Source organism: Streptomyces sp. NPDC037410 (assembly GCF_055602235.1).
Genome location: NZ_JBVJWR010000014.1, coordinates 128290 through 145893, shown reverse-complemented (window position 1 = coordinate 145893; position 17604 = coordinate 128290). Strand labels below are relative to the sequence as shown.

Annotated in this window: 13 protein-coding genes; 3 read left to right on the top strand and 10 right to left on the bottom strand. The window is 71.8% G+C overall.

From position 1 onward, the window contains the following. Positions 1–51: 51 nt before the first annotated feature. The 6 genes from gap to uvrC form a co-directional block, all read right to left on the bottom strand. A complete protein-coding gene (gene gap / locus ACZ7HT_RS23670) occupies positions 52–1062 on the bottom strand; it encodes a type I glyceraldehyde-3-phosphate dehydrogenase (RefSeq protein WP_471169147.1) in 1011 nt (336 codons plus the stop codon). A 218-nt stretch (positions 1063–1280) separates the two neighbouring features. Further along, a complete protein-coding gene (locus tag ACZ7HT_RS23665) occupies positions 1281–4232 on the bottom strand; it encodes a M14 family metallopeptidase (protein WP_471169144.1) in 2952 nt (983 codons plus the stop codon). Positions 4233–4412: 180 nt separating this feature from the next. Continuing rightward, complete coding sequence (whiA, locus tag ACZ7HT_RS23660; RefSeq protein ID WP_030205188.1) at positions 4413–5402, bottom strand: DNA-binding protein WhiA; 990 nt, start codon at positions 5400–5402, stop codon at positions 4413–4415. After that, positions 5393–6427 (bottom strand): gluconeogenesis factor YvcK family protein, encoded by a 1035-nt coding sequence (locus ACZ7HT_RS23655; protein WP_471169140.1) that lies wholly within the window; start codon positions 6425–6427, stop codon positions 5393–5395. Before ACZ7HT_RS23655 ends, whiA begins: the two co-directional genes overlap by 10 nt. Beyond that, positions 6424–7386: an RNase adapter RapZ gene (rapZ, locus tag ACZ7HT_RS23650; protein WP_471169138.1), complete on the bottom strand. Its 963-nt coding sequence runs from the start codon at positions 7384–7386 to the stop codon at positions 6424–6426. Before rapZ ends, ACZ7HT_RS23655 begins: the two co-directional genes overlap by 4 nt. Then, the gene (uvrC, locus tag ACZ7HT_RS23645; protein WP_471169136.1) at positions 7383–9371 is read right to left on the bottom strand and encodes an excinuclease ABC subunit UvrC; all 1989 of its coding nucleotides are present in this window, start codon (positions 9369–9371) and stop codon (positions 7383–7385) included. The genes rapZ and uvrC overlap by 4 nt, the downstream gene beginning before the upstream one ends. A 58-nt stretch (positions 9372–9429) precedes the next feature. On the opposite strand from uvrC, the gene ACZ7HT_RS23640 reads away from it, so the two are divergent. Further along, on the top strand, positions 9430–10182 hold the full coding sequence (locus tag ACZ7HT_RS23640; RefSeq protein WP_471169134.1) for an SDR family NAD(P)-dependent oxidoreductase: 753 nt from the start codon (positions 9430–9432) through the stop codon (positions 10180–10182). Between the two features lie 354 nt (positions 10183–10536). Here ACZ7HT_RS23640 and ACZ7HT_RS23635 read toward each other — a convergent pair whose 3' ends face one another. Together ACZ7HT_RS23635 and ACZ7HT_RS23630 are read right to left on the bottom strand one after the other, a co-directional pair. Continuing rightward, positions 10537–11274 carry a hypothetical protein gene (locus ACZ7HT_RS23635; protein WP_471169333.1) on the bottom strand — a complete coding sequence of 246 codons (738 nt, stop codon included), beginning with the start codon at positions 11272–11274 and terminating at the stop codon, positions 10537–10539. A 5-nt stretch (positions 11275–11279) separates the two neighbouring features. Continuing rightward, positions 11280–11867 carry a papain-like cysteine protease family protein gene (locus tag ACZ7HT_RS23630; RefSeq protein WP_471169131.1) on the bottom strand — a complete coding sequence of 196 codons (588 nt, stop codon included), beginning with the start codon at positions 11865–11867 and terminating at the stop codon, positions 11280–11282. A 230-nt stretch (positions 11868–12097) separates the two neighbouring features. On the opposite strand from ACZ7HT_RS23630, the gene ACZ7HT_RS23625 reads away from it, so the two are divergent. Then, positions 12098–13027 (top strand): hypothetical protein, encoded by a 930-nt coding sequence (locus ACZ7HT_RS23625; protein WP_471169128.1) that lies wholly within the window; start codon positions 12098–12100, stop codon positions 13025–13027. A 10-nt stretch (positions 13028–13037) separates the two neighbouring features. Here ACZ7HT_RS23625 and ACZ7HT_RS23620 read toward each other — a convergent pair whose 3' ends face one another. Both ACZ7HT_RS23620 and uvrA read right to left on the bottom strand, forming a co-directional pair. After that, the gene (locus tag ACZ7HT_RS23620) at positions 13038–13472 is read right to left on the bottom strand and encodes a Rieske (2Fe-2S) protein (RefSeq protein ID WP_471169125.1); all 435 of its coding nucleotides are present in this window, start codon (positions 13470–13472) and stop codon (positions 13038–13040) included. Positions 13473–13622: 150 nt separating this feature from the next. Continuing rightward, positions 13623–16691, bottom strand: a complete 3069-nt coding sequence (gene uvrA, locus ACZ7HT_RS23615; RefSeq protein WP_471169122.1) for an excinuclease ABC subunit UvrA — start codon at positions 16689–16691, stop codon at positions 13623–13625. 213 nt (positions 16692–16904) lie between these two features. On the opposite strand from uvrA, the gene ACZ7HT_RS23610 reads away from it, so the two are divergent. Further along, entirely contained in the window at positions 16905–17594 is a 690-nt protein-coding gene (locus ACZ7HT_RS23610; protein ID WP_471169119.1) for a maleylpyruvate isomerase family mycothiol-dependent enzyme, read from the top strand. Positions 17595–17604 lie beyond the last annotated feature (10 nt).

The following is a 17604-nucleotide window of genomic DNA, read 5'->3' as shown; positions in this document are numbered from 1 at the left end:
TGCGCTGCCCGAGCCCTGCTCACATCGAAAGCCTGCCCTGAACCCTAGAGCCTAGAGCCGGCCGCCGACGAAGGCGGTCAGGTCGACGAGACGGTTGGAGTAGCCCCACTCGTTGTCGTACCAGCCGAGGATCTTCACCGTGTTGCCTTCCTGGACCATTGTCAGGGAGGCGTCGAAGGTGCAGGACGCCGGGTCGCCGACGATGTCCGAGGAGACGATCGCGTCCTCGGTGTAGAAGAGGATGCCCTTGAGGTCGCCGTCGTCGGAGGCCTTCTTGAACGCGGCGTTGACCTCGTCCTTGGTGACCTCGCGGTCGAGGGTGACGACCAGGTCGGTGGCGGAGCCGGTCGGGACCGGGACGCGCATGGCGATGCCGTCGAGCTTGCCCTTGAGCTGCGGGAGGACCAGGGCGGTGGCCTTGGCGGCGCCCGTCGTGGTCGGGATGATGTTCTCCGCGGCGGCGCGGGCGCGGCGCAGGTCCTTGTGCGGGAAGTCCAGGATGCGCTGGTCGTTGGTGTACGCGTGGACCGTGGTCATGAGTCCCTTGACGATGCCGAAGCTCTCGTCGAGCACCTTGGCCATCGGCGCGACGCAGTTGGTGGTGCAGGAGGCGTTCGAGATGACGTGGTGCCGCGCCGGGTCGTACTTGTCCTGGTTGACGCCCATGACGATGGTGATGTCCTCGTCGGTGGCCGGAGCCGAGATGAGGACCTTCTTGGCGCCGCCGGCGATGTGCTTCGCGGCGTCGGCCTTCTTCGTGAAGATGCCGGTCGACTCGATGACGATGTCGACGCCCAGGTCGCCCCAGGGGATGTCGGCCGGGTCGCGCTCGGACAGCACCTTGATGGTGTGGCCGTCGACGGTGATGGTGTCGGCGGTGTGGGTCACCTCGGCCCTGAGGCGGCCCAGAATGGTGTCGTACTTCAGCAGGTGCGCGGTGGTCGCGGTGTCACCGAGGTCGTTGACAGCCACGATCTCGATGTCGGCACCCTGCTCAAGGAGCGCTCGGAAATAGTTCCGGCCGATGCGGCCAAAGCCGTTGATGCCTACGCGGATCGTCACGAACCGATCTCCTCGTCTGCTACGCCGGAGTTCTCGACGCCGGCGAGATTTGTGTTCTTTGGGATGTCCCCGACCGCTTACGACCCTACCTCCCCGGTAGCCGGCGGGGGGCATCCTGCGCATCCGGACGAGCCCGGAAAGTGAGGGAAAGCGGCCGACGGCCCGCCCCTACCGGCGGGTACGGGCCGTCTTGGGATCTTTGTCCCCGCTACTCTCCGTCAGTGCCGGAGCGCCGCGAGGGCGCGTCCGACGATCCGTGCGCGGTCCGCCTCGCCGGGCACGTGCTCCAGGCCGTAGCCGAGGAGGACGGTGTCGCGGGTGGTGACCGCCGCCTGGGAGTGGAAGAGCGCCGCGGAGCGCGTCCAGTCGGAGGCGTTGCCGGGGCTTCCGGCCGGGGCGCCGGGGGTGGACCAGGCGCCGAGGGAGGTCTCGAAGCCCTCCGCCTCGGTGGTGGTCCCGGTGACGAGCCGGGTGTCGTCGACGAAGGCGCCCATCTCTCCCGTACCGGGGTCGGAGACGTACGAGATCGCGAGCTCGACCTTCTTGCCGGCCCAGGCGCTCAGGTCGACGGAGGCCTGCCGCCAGCCGTTGGAGGGGCCGGTGAAGGCGTTCCAGGCGCCGGTGGTGCCGGTGGCCGCGCAGCCGTCCTCGCCGACGGTGAGGTAGTGGGCGAGGAAGGGGTGGCCGCGGACGTAGAAGCCCTCGCCGCAGTCGGCCGGGGGCTGCGTGGAGGTGCCGCCGTTGGTGTCGGGCAGGGTCGTCCAGTCGTCCTGGCCGGCGGTGTGGGCCTCGACGACGAGGTTGTCGTAGCCGGGCTCGGTGTCGTAGCTGACCTGGAAGTCCAGGCGCGGCTGCGACGCGGCGGCGACGCCGGTGAGGTCGACGGTCCTGGCGAGCCTGGCCCAGGCGTCGTCGGTGTGCTTGACCGCCGCGAAGCTCGATCCCTCGGCGGGCTCGAAGGGGGTGCGGATGCCCGGGTAGTCACCGGCGGAGGCGCTGCTCGCGAACTGCGGGAACCGGTCCGGCGTGAGGGTGTCCGAGGTGACGGTGTACGCGCCCGCGTTGTCCAGCGGGTTGTCGGCGGCGGCGCCGAGGGTCGCGCCGACGCCCGCGAAGGCGCCGCCGCCGGCGAAGGCGGGCGGGTTCTTGAGGCCCGCGCGGCGGTAGGCGCCGAGGTAGTACTGGGCGAAGTCGTTGGTCTCGGCGCGACCGACCTCGGTGAGCCCGCCGGCCTTCTCACCGGCCTCGATCAGCTTGCCCCCCTCGTTGAGGTAGGCGCGGACGGCGAGCTCGGCGGCGCCGGAGGGGCGCTCGGCGCCGGTGTACCAGACGACGGTGCGGAAGTGGGAGAGCACGCCGAGGGCGTCCGGGGCGCCCTGGGTGGCGACGTCCCAGACGGCGGCCATGCGGCCGTTGCCGGCGAGCGCCCGGACGTACTCCGCGGCGTGCCGGGCGGCGGCGGTGCCGCCCTCGTCGGCGAGGACGAGCACGTCGCCACGGGGACGCTCGGCCACCGTGTACGTGAAGGGGGCGGAGGAGGTGGCGCGGCCCTCGCGGGTGCGGGCGGTGAACCGGACCTCGACGGAGTCGCCGGGCCGGGCGCCCTCGACCTCGGCGCGGTACTCGTCGAAGTAGAGGTTGTCCTTGCCGCCGTAGGTCTCGCCGCCCTTCCAGGCGTCGAGCTTCTCGCTGTGGGTGCGGCCGCCGTTGATCCGGTACGTGAGGGTCTTGCCGCGCAGCGACTTGCGGGCGGTGACGGCGACCTCCTGCTCCTGGCCGCGGGCGTAGGAGGTGGTGAAGGTCTTCGGGGTGAGGTCGGGGGCGTCGATGCCGACCGGGGAGACGGGCCGGTCCGGGTGGGCGGTGGTCTCGGCGACGGCGAGCGCGAAGGGGATGTTCTTGGCGAACTCGGCCTGGATCAGCTTCTCGTCGTCCGGGAAGGTGAAGACGGAGGCGCAGTCGGCCGGGTTCCACGCGTCGTTCGGGTCGACGCGGGAGGCGGTGGCGCAGGTCGACATCTCCGGGGTGAACATCTGCATCCCGTTGACGTTGGTGGCGTGTCCGTCCGCCTCGCCGTTGGTGATGTACAGCTCGGAGGAGACCTGCGGGCGGTAGCCGGGCACGGCGGACTTCTGCGGGGTGCCGGCGAGGGCCTTCAGGACCACGTCGTCGGGGGTGTCGGTGGCGACCTGCCAGCCGACGCCGTACAGCAGGAGCTGGGCGGCGGAGTGGTAGTTGATGCCGTACGCGAAGCCGATGCGCTTCTGGAAGGCGTCGAGGGCCCTCGTCTCGGGCTCCGACATGGGGCCCTTGCCGCGGAAGGTCTCGTCGGCGGGGTCGGGGGACGAGCCCTCGTCGTCGTAGCCCCACTTGTAGGCGAAGTTGCGGTTGAGGTCGACGCCGTCGCCGGGGCCGATCTTCCCGTCGCCGTCGTTGTCGCGGAGGTTCTTGCGCCACTGGCGGTTGGCGGGGTCGGCGTGGGTGAAGTCGTAGCCGTCCGGGTTGGCGGAGAGCACGAACCACAGCTCGGTGGAGTCGACGATCTTCGTGACCCGGGGGTCCTTGCCGTAGCCGTCGAGGTAGTAGTGCATCAGCCGCCGGGTCATCTCGGGGGTGATCCACTCGCGCGCGTGCTGGTTGGACATGTACAGCGTGGCGGGCTTCGAGCCGTCCTTGGTCTTCCGCGCGCCCTTGGTCAGCTTGAGGGCGAGGATGTCCTGGCCCTTGAGGGTCTTGCCGATGGAGACGACCTCGGTCAGGCCGGGGTTGGCCCGCGCGGTGTCCAGGATCTCCTGCTTGAGGCCGTTCGGACCGCCGTACGGGCGGAAGACCCCGTCCCCGGCGGCGGCGACCCGCTTCTCGGCCTGGGCGGTGAGGTCGTGCTCGGCGATCTCGACGCCCTGGCCGCGCAGCCGCCCGGCCTGCCGGCCGGTGAGGAAGAGCTCGACGGTCGTGGAGCCCTTCGCCGGGACCTGCTCGGTGAGTTCACGGGCGTCGGCACCGGCGTCGAGGAGCAGCGGGACCTGCTCCTTGGTGACCTCGGCGCGCCACACCGACAGGGCGTCACCGCCGTCCCGGTCGTTCGGTTGCGCTCCGGCGACGGGTGCCGCCGCCACGCCCGCGATCAACAGTGAAGCCGCGGCGAGGATCGATCTCGCTCTGCGTCTCATGAGCCCCCCTTGCTGTTGTCCGTCACGAAGGTGAACAGACGCCAGGCTCTTGGGCGCTCATGGCACTGTCAAGGGTGCCTCGCGGGGTGTGTGAAAAAGCTGCCGGTGCCTCAGAAAGGCACCGGCAGCGCGGAGTTCGGGGTTCCGTACGGGTCTGCCGTACGGGGTCGCTCGTACGGCTCAGCCGACCAGGCTGTCGTCGAGCTCCTCCGTCAGGTTGGACTCGGTCCCGGGGATGCCCAGGTCCTGCGCCCGCTTGTCGGCCATCGCGAGGAGCCGGCGGATCCGGCCGGCCACCGCGTCCTTGGTCAGCGGCGGGTCGGCGAGCGCGCCCAGCTCCTCGAGGGAGGCCTGCTTGTGCTCCATGCGGAGCCGGCCGGCGGCGGCGAGGTGCTCGGGCACCTCCTCGCCGAGGATCTCCAGGGCGCGCTGCACCCGGGCCCCGGCGGCGACGGCCGCGCGGGCCGAGCGGCGCAGGTTGGCGTCGTCGAAGTTGGCCAGGCGGTTGGCGGTGGCGCGGACCTCGCGCCGCATCCGCCGCTCCTCCCAGGCGAGCACCGACTCGTGCGCGCCGAGCCGGGTGAGCAGGGCGCCGATCGCGTCGCCGTCGCGGACGACGACCCGGTCCACGCCCCGTACCTCGCGGGCCTTCGCCGCGATGGAGAGCCGGCGGGCCGCGCCGACCAGGGCGAGGGCCGCCTCCGGACCCGGGCAGGTCACCTCCAGGGAGGAGGAGCGGCCGGGCTCGGTCAGCGAGCCGTGCGCGAGGAACGCGCCTCGCCAGGCCGCCTCGGCGTCACAGGTGGCCCCGGAGACCACCTGCGGCGGCAGTCCCCGGATGGGGCGGCCGCGGCCGTCCACGAGACCCGTCTGCCGGGCCAGCTGGTCGCCTCCGGCCACCACCCGCACCACGAAGCGCGAGCCGCGCCGCAGCCCGCCCGGGGCCATCACGATCAGCTCCGAGCTGTGCCCGAAGATCTCCAGGATGTCCCGCTTGAGGCGGCGGGCCGCCATCGCGGTGTCGAGCTCCGCCTCGATCACGATGCGGCCGCTCACCAGGTGCAGCCCGCCCGCGAACCGCAGGATCGACGAGACCTCTGCCTTCCTGCAGCAGGTCCGGGTGACGGGAAGCCGGGAGATCTCGTCCTTCACCGCTGCCGTCATCGCCATGGGCCGATCCTTCCATGCATCCGAAAAATACGGTCGTACGCGGCGGCCAACAGCTCCGGGTCATGCTTCGCGGAGCCGTCGGGCCTGGCCACCGGCGCCAGCTCGACCGCGGCGCCGAGCCGCTTGGCGGCATCGACGAGAGGCTCCCTCGCTGACACGTCGGGCACGGCGGCCTCGTCGGCCAGCACCACGTCCAGGGCGAGTTTAGGGGCGTGTCGTCCCAAAACCTCCAAATGACGCTGCGGGGAGAAGCCCTCGGTTTCTCCGGGCTGCGGCGCGAGGTTCAGCGAGAGCACCTTCCGGGCCTTCGTCTCGGCCAGGGCGTCGAGGAGCTCGGGGACGAGGAGGTGCGGGATCACCGAGGAGAACCAGGAGCCGGGACCGAGCACCACCCAGTCCGCGTCCAGGACCGCCGCGACCGCCTCGGGCACCGCCGGCGGATCGTTCGGCACGAGGTGCACGGACTGCACCTCGCCGGGGGTGAGCGCCACGGTCGCCTGACCGCGGACGGTGTCCACGTCGTCCGGCCGCTCCGGGTCGTGGCCCCTGACCAGGGCCTGGAGCTCCAGGGGCACGGCGGACATGGGCAGCACCCGGCCCTGGGCGCCGAGCAGCCGACCGACCAGGTCGAGGGCCTGCACGGGGTCGCCGAGCTGCTCCCAGAGGGCGACGATCAGCAGGTTGCCGACGGCGTGGCCGCCCACATCACCCTTGGACTGGAAGCGGTGCTGGATGACCCGGGCCCAGGTCTGGCCCCAGTCGTCGTCTCCGCACAGGGCGGCGAGCGCCTTGCGCAGGTCGCCCGGGGGCAGCACGCCGAGCTCCTCCCGGAGCCGGCCGCTGGAGCCCCCGTCGTCGGCGACGGTGACGACGGCGGTGAGGTCGCCGGTGATCCGGCGGAGCGCGGCGAGGGAGGCCGACAGGCCCATGCCGCCGCCGAGCGCGACCACCTTGGGCTGGGCGCCGCGCCTGCGGAGCGTACGCCGCACCGAGAGGGTGGAGGCGCGCCGACGGTAAGGCTTCACTCGCGCCCCATGTCCCGGTGCACGACGACGGTCTCGACCCCTTCGGCGGCGAGACGGGCGGCGAGGCGCTCGGCGGTGGCCACGGAGCGGTGCTTGCCGCCGGTGCAGCCCACGGCGATGGTCACGTACCGCTTGCCCTCGCGGCGGTAGCCCGCGGCGATCAGCTGGAGGAGCTCCGTGTAGCGGTCGAGGAACTCCTTGGCGCCCGGCTGGTTGTAGACGTAGTTCGACACCTCCTCGTTGAGGCCGGTGAAGGGGCGCAGCTCGGGGACCCAGTGCGGGTTCGGCAGGAAGCGCATGTCGACGACGAGGTCGGCGTCGACCGGCAGGCCGTACTTGAAGCCGAAGGACATCACGGTGGCCCGGAGCTCGGGCTCCTCGTCGCCGGCGAACTGGGCGTCCATCTTGGCGCGCAGCTCGTGGACGTTGAGGCTGGAGGTGTCGATCACCAGGTCGGCGTCGCCGCGCAGCTCGCGCAGCAGGTCGCGCTCGGCGGCGATGCCGTCGGTGATGCGGCCGTCGCCCTGGAGCGGGTGCGGCCTGCGGACCGACTCGAAGCGCCGGACGAGGGCCTCGTCGGAGGACTCCAGGAAGACGATCCGGCGGGTGACCTGCTTGGCGTCCAGGTCGGCGAGGGACTCCCTGAGGTTGTCGAAGAACTGCCGGCCGCGGACGTCCACGACGACGGCGATCCGGGCGACGTTGCCCTGGGAGCGGGCGCCGAGCTCCACCATGGTGGGGATCAGCGCGGGCGGCAGATTGTCCACGACGAACCAGCCGAGGTCCTCCAGACACTTCGCCGCGGTGGACCGGCCGGCTCCGGACATGCCGGAGATGATCACCAGCTCGGGAATGGCCGCCTCGGCGCCGTTGTCGCCGGGGGTCTCCTTCGTGCCCGTACTCACGTGTCCTGCTCCGTCTTCTCGGTCGTGCCGGTGGTGCGTGTGGCGCTCGCTCATGCGGTGACGCCCCCGTCGTCTTCCATGATCTCTCCTGTGGCCGTGTTCACGGCGGGTGCGGCGGGGGCCGCCTGGGCCAGGGCCACGGCGACCGCCTCCGCGGTCTTCCGGCCGAAGCCGGGGACCTCACAGATCTGCTCGATTGTCGCCTGCTTCAGCCGCTTCACCGAGCCGAAATGCTTGATCAAGGCCTGCTTGCGCGATTCCCCGAGGCCGGGGACGGCGTCGAGCGGGCTGGTCCGGATGCGTTTCGTCCGCTTGGACCGCTGGTAGCGGATGGCGAAGTCGTGAGCCGTGTCACGCACCCGCTGGAGCAGATAGAGGCCCTCGCTGGAGCGGGGCAGCACCACCGGGTCGTCGTCGCCGGGCAGCCAGACCTCCTCCAGGCGCTTGGCGAGGCCGCAGACCGCGACGTCGTCGATGCCGAGCTCGTCGAGGGCGCGGCGGGCGGCGGCGACCTGCGGCTGCCCGCCGTCGACGACGACGAGCTGCGGCGGGTACGCGAACCGCTTGGGCCGCCCGTCGTCCTCGGGGCTCTCCGCCGGGACCTCACCGTCCGCGACCGGCCCCCACTCCCCCGTACGGTCCTTCTCGGCCAGGTAGCGCTTGAAGCGGCGGCTGATCACCTCGTGCATGGACCGGACGTCGTCCTGGCCCTCGAAGCCCTTGATCTGGAAGCGGCGGTACTCGCTCTTGCGGGGCAGCCCGTCCTCGAAGACGACCATGGACGCGACGACGTCCTCGCCCTGGAGGTGCGAGATGTCGAAGCACTCGATGCGCAGCGGCGCCGAGTCCAGGTCCAGGGCCTCGGCGATCTCCTCCAGGGCCCGGGAGCGGGTGGTCAGGTCGCTGGCGCGCTTGGTCTTGTGCAGGACGAGCGCCTGCTGGGCGTTGCGCGCGACCGTCTCCATCAGGTCCTTCTTGTCGCCGCGCTGCGGGACGCGCAGCGAGACGAGGGACCCGCGGCGGCCGGACAGCCAGGCGGAGACGGACTCTGGGTCCTCGGGGAGCGCCGGGACCAGGACCTCCTTGGGGACCGCCTCGCCGCTCTCCTCGCCGTACAGCTGCTGGAGCGCGTGCTCCACGAGCCCCGCCGTGTCGACGGCCTCGACCTTGTCCGTGACCCAGCCGCGCTGGCCGCGGACGCGTCCGCCGCGCACGTGGAAGATCTGGACGGCGGCCTCCAGCTCGTCCTCGGCGAGGGCGATCAGATCGGCGTCGGTGGCGTCGGCGAGGACGACGGCGCTCTTCTCCATGGCCCGGCGCAGGGCCTCTATGTCGTCGCGGAGCCGGGCGGCCTTCTCGTACTCCATGTCCTCGGCGGCGATCATCATCTGCTTCTCGAGCCGGCGGATGTACGTGCCGGTGCGACCGGCCATGAAGTCGCAGAAGTCGTCGGCCAGTTCGCGGTGCTCCTCCGGGGTGACCCGGCCGACGCAGGGCGCCGAGCACTTGCCGATGTAACCGAGCAGACAGGGCCGCCCGGCGGAGGCGGCGTTCCGGAAGACGCCCGCCGAGCAGGTGCGCACGGGGAACACCCGCAGCATCAGGTCGACGGTCTCTCGGATCGCCCACGCGTGCGCGTACGGCCCGAAGTAGCGCACGCCCTTCTTCTTGTGCCCGCGCATGACCTGAACGCGCGGAAACTCCTCGTTCATGGTGACGGCGAGGTACGGATAGCTCTTGTCGTCCCGGTACTTCACATTGAACCGGGGATCGAACTCCTTGATCCAGGAGTACTCCAGCTGCAGCGCCTCGACCTCGGTGGACACCACGGTCCACTCCACGGACGCGGCCGTCGTCACCATGGTGGCCGTGCGCGGGTGCAGGCTCGTGAGCGGCTGGAAGTAGTTCGCCAGCCGCTGACGCAGGGACTTCGCCTTCCCCACGTAGATCACCCGGCGGTGCTCGTCGCGGAACTTGTAGACCCCCGGGGAGTCGGGGATCTGACCCGGCTTGGGGCGGTAGCTGGAGGGGTCTGCCATGCTCCCCACCCTACTGGCGGGGACCGACACTCAGGGCGGGCACGCTCGTTGGCCGGACATGGCTCAGGACACTTCAGGACGGCTGGCGGACCGGGTGTGCGTGATCACCGGCGCGGCGAGCGGAATCGGGCGGGCGACCGCGGAGCGCTTCCTCAGGGAGGGGGCGCGGGTGGTGGCGGCGGACGTCGACGGCGACCGCCTCGCGACGCTGAAGGGGGTGATCCCGGTGGTGGGCGACGTCTCCGTCGAACAGGACGCCCGCCGGATGATCGACACGGCCGTGGAACGCTACGGATGGCTGGACGTCCTGGTGGCGAACGCGGGAGTGATCCCGCTGCTCTCCGTCACCGAGGCGGAGGCCGCGGACTTCGACCAGGTGATGGCCGTCGACGGCCGGGGCATGTTCCTGACCTGCAAGTACGCGATCGAGGCCATGCTCGTCTCGGGCGGCGGGGCCATCGTGTGCACCTCGTCGATCTCCGGCATGGCCGGGCAGGCGCGGCAGGCGGTGTACGGCCCGGCGAAGTTCGTCGCGACCGGCCTGACGAAGCACCTGGCGGTGGAGTGGGCGGAGCACGGCATCCGCGTCAACGCGGTCGCCCCCGGCACCATCGAGACCGAACGCGTCGCCGCCGCGCGCGTGGAGCCGGGCGGCCCGGAATACCTCACGGAGATCGTCCGCGCCCACCCGATGGGCCGCTTCGGAACCCCGGAGGAGGTGGCGGCGGCGATCCTGTTCCTGGCGTCGGACGAGGCGTCGTTCGTCACGGGCGCGATCCTCCCGGTAGACGGCGGCTACCTGGCCCGCTGACGCCCGGCCCGCGCCGACACGGGCCGGCCGCCGGTGCCCCCGCCCGCGTGGGGCCGGTGCCCCCGCCCGTGTGGGCAATCGTCCCGCAGGGCGGGACGGGTGGGCACACGGGACGGCGCCCTCCAGCGGCGCCTCCGCGTTCCGCGCCTGGACCCGCACCACCTTGCGCGGCGCACAACGAGGTGCGGGTCCAGGCGCATGAGCCTCTGGCGCCGGCAAGGGCGCCGTCCGTTGTGCCCACCCTCCCCCAAGCTCTCGGCTTCGCTCGAGCAGGGGGGACCCCCATCGCCCCAGCGGAACGATTGCCCACAACGGCGGGGCGCGGAAGCGCGGCCGGCGACGGGCGGCGTCGGCTCAGGCGCGTCGGGATGCGCGGCGCCGGCGGAGCGTCAGCGCGGCCGTCAGCGCGAGGACCAGGCCGGCACCCACCCCGACCGCGGCGACCGCCGCCGTCTCGCGGGGCGCGGCCCCGTCGTAACCCCCCGCCGCCCCCCGCCGCGCGTACGCCGACCCCGGCAGCTTGTCGCCGTACGCCCGGACCACCCGCTCCCGGTAGGCCGCGAGGCTCGTCCCGCCCCGGCCGACGGCCCGTACCGCGTCCTCGTCCAGCGGCAGCACCTTCGTACCCCGGAGGACGTACCACGCGTCGATCTGCGGTTCGCGGAAGACGAAGCCGTGGCCGAGTTCGGCGTAGCGGATCTCGTCGTCGCCGGTGGCGATGTTGACCACCTGCCAGCCGCCGCCCGGCTGTTTCGCGGTCCACAGCGAGGCCTTCTGCCCGTCCGGGGCGACGGCCCGGCTGGCGCGGAACTCGACGCGGGCGACGGGAGCGCCGGGCTTCCCGGCGACGAAGTCCGGGGAGAGGAGGCGCACGGGGACGGAGGCGCCGTCGACGCGCGGCGCGGCCGCGGTGCGGGCGAGGGCCCCGTCGCGGGCGAAGAACCGGGACAGGGTGTCCAGGGTCCCCGGCGCGGAGGCGGCCTGTTCGGGGGTCGGCGCGGACGGCAGGCCTTCGACGGCGGCCGCCGGAAGCGTCCCGAGGACCGCGAACGCCGCCGCGAGGAGGCCCGCGGCCGTGGCTCGTGCGTTCATCGTCGTCACGCCCCGATCCGGTAGAGCGAGTGGGTCCAGGAGAAGGACCCGTTGTCGACGTACCAGGCGTGGGAGGCCCAGTTGTAGCGGTCGCTGGAGGGCCAGGGATCGCCCCAGTAGACCCAGCTGTTCGCGTCGTCGTAGCCGTAGATCACGTGCATGTGGCCGCCGCCGCTCGACCACTGGATCCGCGTCTCGACGGGCCGGTTCGCGTTGATCTCGGTCTGGACGGTGGAGTAGCGCAGCCAGCCGTCGACGTACGAGCCGGGGCTGATGCCGGCCCAGCTCAGTCCGGTCTGGACGTTGCCGAGCGTGGCCTGCCAGTTGGGGCAGTCGTAGCCCTGCTGACGGTTGAAGGCGGCGTTGCAGAACTGGTTCTGGCTGTAGTTCCGCCCGTACCAGGTGGCGATGGTGTTGCCGCTTCCGGCCCAGCACCAGTTGGTCTTCTGCTGGGCCTGCATGGTGATGTTCAGGCGCTTGGAGGCCAGGACGGAGACGTCCTCACCAGCGGGCGCGGCGGACGCCGTCGTGGCGGGGACGAGGAAGACGGCGGCCGCGGCGAGCACCGCGGGGTTCAGCTTTCTTCTGCGCATCGCGTTCCTCCCATGAGCTGGGGATGAGGGGGGTGGAGGAGCGCGTCCGGACGCTGGTCAGGAGCATCTTCCGTTGTCCGGACCGGGTCAACACGCTTCAATGCGGGGTGACATCGGACTGTGAACGGTGTGACCCGGGTGTGAACGCACTCCCATGGCCCACCAGCCCGCCCACCCCACGCGGCGCGACGGTCCGTTCCCCCGTCGTGAACGTTCACCGAGGAGTCCTCGTGGGCCACACCGAGGCGGATCTGGTGCAGCTGCTGCAGACCGGTCCCTTCCATCTGGCGCTGCGCACCGCGCTGGCCGTGCGCGGGCTGCCGCTCCAGCGGGTCCAGCACCATCTGGCGCACCGGGGCGTCAGGGTCGGGGTGACGAGTCTGAGCTACTGGCAGCAGGGGGCCAGGCGTCCGCAGCGGCCGGAGTCCCTGAAGGCCGTCCGGGCCCTGGAGGAGGTACTCCAGCTGCCGGGGAACTCGCTGCTGCGGCTCCTGACGGAGGACGCGGCGGCCCGCTCCGAGGTGGAGCGCCCGGCGGCCCGCTCGTACCGCTCACTGGTGGAGGCCTCGGGCTCGGTCGAGGAGCTGCTCGCGGAGCTTGAGTCCCCGGCGGACGGCGGGCTGCACACCGTGGGGCACCACGAGCGGGTACGGATCGGGGCGGGGCGGGAGCTGGTGGGGCGCGAGTCGCAGCAGGTGGTGCGGGCACACCGGGACGGTGTGGACCGCTACCTCGCCATCCATCACGGGGACCCGGGCTGCGACCCGTCCCGGGTGGTGGTGCGGGCGGTGGAGAACTGCCGGACGGGGCGGGTGCGGTGGCATGCCGGGGCGGGCGTGCTGGTCGCGGAGCTGCTCTTCGACGCCCGGCTGCGGGCCGGGGACACGTACCTGTTCTCGTACGGATTCGAGGACGGTACGGCGGGTCCGAGCGGGGAGTACGTGCGCGGGTTCAGCTTCGCGGGCGGGCTGTACGCGCTCCAGGTCCGCTTCGACGAGGCGGCGCTCCCGGTGCGGTGCCGGAGGTTCGCGCAGGCCTCGGCGGGCGCGCCGCGCGGCGGCCGTGCGGAGCTGACCCTGAGTGGCCGGCACCGCACGGTACACCTCGTGGAGCAGGGGGTGCGCCCGGGGATCCTGGGGATCGACTGGGACTGGGCGTGAGCCCGTCGGCTCAGGCCTTGGGCGCTTCGGGGCCGGCCACCAGCTTGCCGTTCTCGACGCGGATCGGGACCTCGGGGAGCGGGACGGTGGCGGGGCCGCGGACGGCCTTGCCGGTGGTCACGTCGAAGCGGCTGCCGTGGCAGGGGCAGTTGCCCTCGTTGTCCTCGACCTTGTCGAGGACGCAGCCGGCGTGGGTGCACTGGGCGCTGAAGGCCTTGTACCGGCCCTTGGCCGGGCAGCTCACCACGAGCCGCTGCTCGCGGTAGAGCTTGGAGCCGCCGACCGGCACCTCGTCCGGGGCGCCGAGCGGGACGGGCGCGGTCGGGGTCGGGGTCTCGGCGTGGCCGAGCTTGGAGTCGGTGGAGCAGGCGGCGACGCCAAGACCGGCGGCTCCGGCGAGGGCCGCGCCTTTCAGTACGGTGCGGCGGCTGGACTGGCCGGACATGAACGCTCCACGGTGAGATCGGGGACAACACACCCCAGGGGTGACCGAACCGACGATACCGGCGGCCCTCGGAAGGCCGTCCTCCGGGCCTGACGTGGGAGGCGGGGCCCCGGCCGGGACCCCGCCTCCGTCACTCCACGTGCCCGGCCGTCACGCCTTGCGCGTCCTGGCCGTCGCCTTCTTCGCGGCGGCCTTGGTCGCGGCGGCCTTGGCGGCGGTCGCCTTGGTCGCGGCGGCCCTGGTCGCGGTCGCCTTCTTCGCGGGGGCGGCCGCCGTGGTGGTCGCCTTCTTCGCGGCGGCCTTGGCCGGAGCCTTCGCCGCCGTCTTCTTCGTCCCGCGGGCCGCCGGGATCCTCCCGCCGGCGTCGCTGATCCGGTCGGTGTCGAGGATGTCCCGGAGGAACTTGCCGGTGTGGCTCTCGGGGACCGAGGCGACCTCCTCCGGCGTGCCCTCGGCGATCACCAGGCCGCCGCCGCTGCCGCCCTCGGGGCCCATGTCGATGACCCAGTCCGCGGTCTTGATGACATCGAGGTTGTGCTCGATGACGATCACCGAGTTGCCCTTGTCGACCAGGTTCGACAGGACCTTGATCAGCTTCGAGATGTCCTCGAAGTGCAGACCGGTGGTCGGCTCGTCGAGGACGTAGACCGTGCGGCCCGTCGAGCGCTTCTGGAGCTCGGAGGCGAGCTTGACGCGCTGCGCCTCGCCGCCGGAGAGCGTCGGCGCGGACTGGCCGAGCCGGACGTAACCGAGGCCGACCTCGTTGAGCGTGCGCAGGTGGCGGGCGATGGTCGGGACGGCCTCGAAGAAGTCGAGGGCCTCCTCGATCGGCATGTTCAGGACTTCGGCGATGGACTTGCCCTTGTAGTGGACCTCCAGGGTCTCCCGGTTGTACCGGTCACCGTGGCAGACCTCGCACGGGACGTAGACGTCCGGGAGGAAGTTCATCTCGATCTTGATAGTGCCGTCGCCGGAGCAGTTCTCGCAGCGGCCGCCCTTGACGTTGAAGGAGAAGCGGCCGGGCAGGTAGCCCCGGACCTTGGCCTCCATCGTCTCGGCGAAGAGCTTGCGGACGTGGTCGAAGACGCCGGTGTACGTCGCCGGGTTCGACCGCGGGGTGCGGCCGATGGGCGACTGGTCGACGTGCACGACCTTGTCGACGAGGTCGTCGCCGTCCACGCGCGTGTGCCGTCCGGGCACCGACTTGGCGCCGTTCAGCTCGCGCGCCAGGTGGGTGTAGAGGATGTCGTTGACCAGGGTCGACTTGCCGGAGCCCGAGACGCCGGTGACGGCGGTGAGGACGCCCAGCGGGAAGGAGACGTCGATGTCCCGCAGGTTGTTCTCGCGGGCGCCGTGCACGGTGAGCCGGCGTCCGGGGTCGGCCGGGCGGCGGATGTCCGGGGTGGCGATCGCCCGGCGGCCGGACAGGTACTGCCCGGTCATCGACTCCTCGTTGGCGAGGAGCTCCTCCAGGGAGCCGGAGTGGACGACCTTGCCGCCGTGCTCGCCGGCGCCGGGGCCGATGTCGACGACCCAGTCGGCGACCTTGATGGTGTCCTCGTCGTGCTCGACGACGATGAGCGTGTTGCCCATGTCCCGGAGCCGGACGAGGGTCTCGATCAGGCGGTGGTTGTCGCGCTGGTGGAGGCCGATGGACGGCTCGTCGAGCACGTACAGGACGCCGACCAGGCCGGAGCCGATCTGGGTGGCGAGCCGGATGCGCTGGGCCTCTCCGCCGGAGAGCGTGCCCGCCGCCCGGTTGAGGGAGAGGTAGTCGAGGCCGACGTCGACGAGGAAGCGGAGCCGCTCGTTGACCTCCTTGAGGACCCGCTCGGCGATCTTCTTGTCGCGGGCGTTGAGCGTGAGGCGGGAGAGGAACTCGGCGCAGTCGCTGATGGACATCGCGGAGACCTCGGCGATGGACCGGTCCATGACCGTGACCGCGAGGACGATCGGCTTGAGGCGCGTGCCCTCGCAGGTGGGGCAGGGCACCTCGCGCATGTAGCCCTCGAAGCGCTCGCGGCTGGAGTCGCTCTCGGCCTCGGTGTGGCGCCGCTTGACGAAGGAGACGGCGCCTTCGAAGGCCGGGGTGGTGTACGCCCTCTCGCGCCCGTACCGGTTGCGGTAGCGGACCTCGACCTGGGTCTTGTGGCCGTGCATCAGGGCCTTCTTGGCGCGCTGCGGCAGCCCGGCGTACGGGATGTCCGTGCGGAAGCCGAGGGCCTGGGAGAGGCCGCCGATGAGCCGGCCGAAGTACTCCTTGGTGTGCCCGTGCGACCAGGGGTGGATGGCGCCCTCGTCGAGGGACTTCTCCTCGTCGGGGACGATCAGGTCCGGGTCGACCTCCATGCGGGTGCCGATGCCGGTGCAGTCGGGGCAGGCGCCGAAGGGCGAGTTGAAGGAGAAGGAGCGGGGCTCCAGCTCCTCGAAGGACAGGTCGTCGTACGGGCAGTAGAGGTGCTCCGAGTACATCTTCTCGCGCTCGGGGTCGTCCTCCGCGAGGTCGACGAAGTCGAGCACGACCATGCCGCCGGAGAGTCCGAGCGCGGTCTCGACGGAGTCGGTGAGCCGGCGCTTGGCGCTGTCCTTCACGGTGAGGCGGTCGACGACCACCTCGATCGTGTGCTTCTCCTGCTTCTTCAGCGTCGGCGGCTCGCTGAGCTGGACGGTCTGTCCGTCGACCCGGGCGCGGCTGTAGCCCTTGGTCTGGAGGTCGGCGAAGAGGTCGACGAACTCTCCCTTGCGCTCGCGCACGAGCGGGGAGAGCACCTGGAAGCGGCTGCCCTCGGGGAGCTCCAGGACCTTGTCGACGATGGCCTGCGGCGACTGGCGGGAGATGGGCCGGCGGCACTCGGGACAGTGCGGCTTGCCGATCCGGGCGAAGAGCAGGCGGAGGTAGTCGTAGACCTCGGTGATGGTGCCGACCGTCGAGCGCGGGTTGCGCGAGGTCGACTTCTGGTCGATGGAGACGGCGGGCGAGAGACCTTCGATGAAGTCGACGTCCGGCTTGTCCATCTGCCCGAGGAACTGCCGGGCGTACGAGGAGAGGGACTCGACGTACCGGCGCTGCCCCTCGGCGAAGATCGTGTCGAACGCGAGGGAGGACTTGCCCGACCCCGAGAGCCCGGTGAAGACGATGAGGGAGTCACGCGGGAGGTCGAGCGAGACGTTCTTGAGGTTGTGCTCGCGAGCGCCACGGACGATGAGACGGTCGGCCACGCCGGTCCGCACCTTTCTTGAGAGAGCGGATGTCCTGACACACCCAACAACCAAGGATGCCGGATGCTTCCGCCGAGCCTATAGCACGCACATTCGATTTCCGGCCGCGAGGAGAACTCCGCACCCGAACGAGTGGCGGCGCCGGGGGTGCGTTGACGGTCGGGCCCGGTCGGCCCTGGCCCGACCGGCACGGCACCCCCTAGGGTCGGCGCCATGATCGACCACGAACTCGACCTTGCCTCCGTCCGCGAAGCGACCGACCGGCTGATCGCCGCGGTCGCCTCCTGGGACAACGCCGCGACGGCCGAGCCGTCACGGCTTCCGGGCTGGACCCGCGGCCACGTCCTCGCCCACGTGGCCCGTAACGCCGACGCCCTGGTGAACGTCCTCCAGGGCCGTCCCATGTACGCCGACGGCGCCACCCGGGACGCCGACATCGAGCGCGACGCCGACCGCCCGCTCGACGTCCACCTCGCCGACCTGCGCGAGACCGCCGACCTCTTCCAGGCCGTCGGCGCCGAGCCCGCCGACTGGAACCGCACGGTCGAGCTCCGCAACGGCGTCACCGACAGCGCCTCCCGCGTCCCCTTCCGCCGCTGGGTGGAGGTCGCCCTGCACCACGTCGACCTGGGCGCGGGCTACGAGCTTGAGGACCTGCCGGAGGACTTCGTCCAGCGCGAGATCGACTTCCTGGCGGACCGGTTCACCGGCAACGCGTCCGTCCCGCCGACCCGGGTCCTCGCCGAGGACGGCTCGGGCAGCTGGACCACCGGCTCCGCGGAGGGCTCCGCCGTGACCGTGAGCGGCTCCCCCGCCGAGCTCCTCGGCTGGCTCGCGGGCCGCCGCGACGGCTCCGCCCTGAAGACCGAGGGCGGCCCCCTGCCGGAACTGCCCCCGCTCTAGGCGCCGCTGT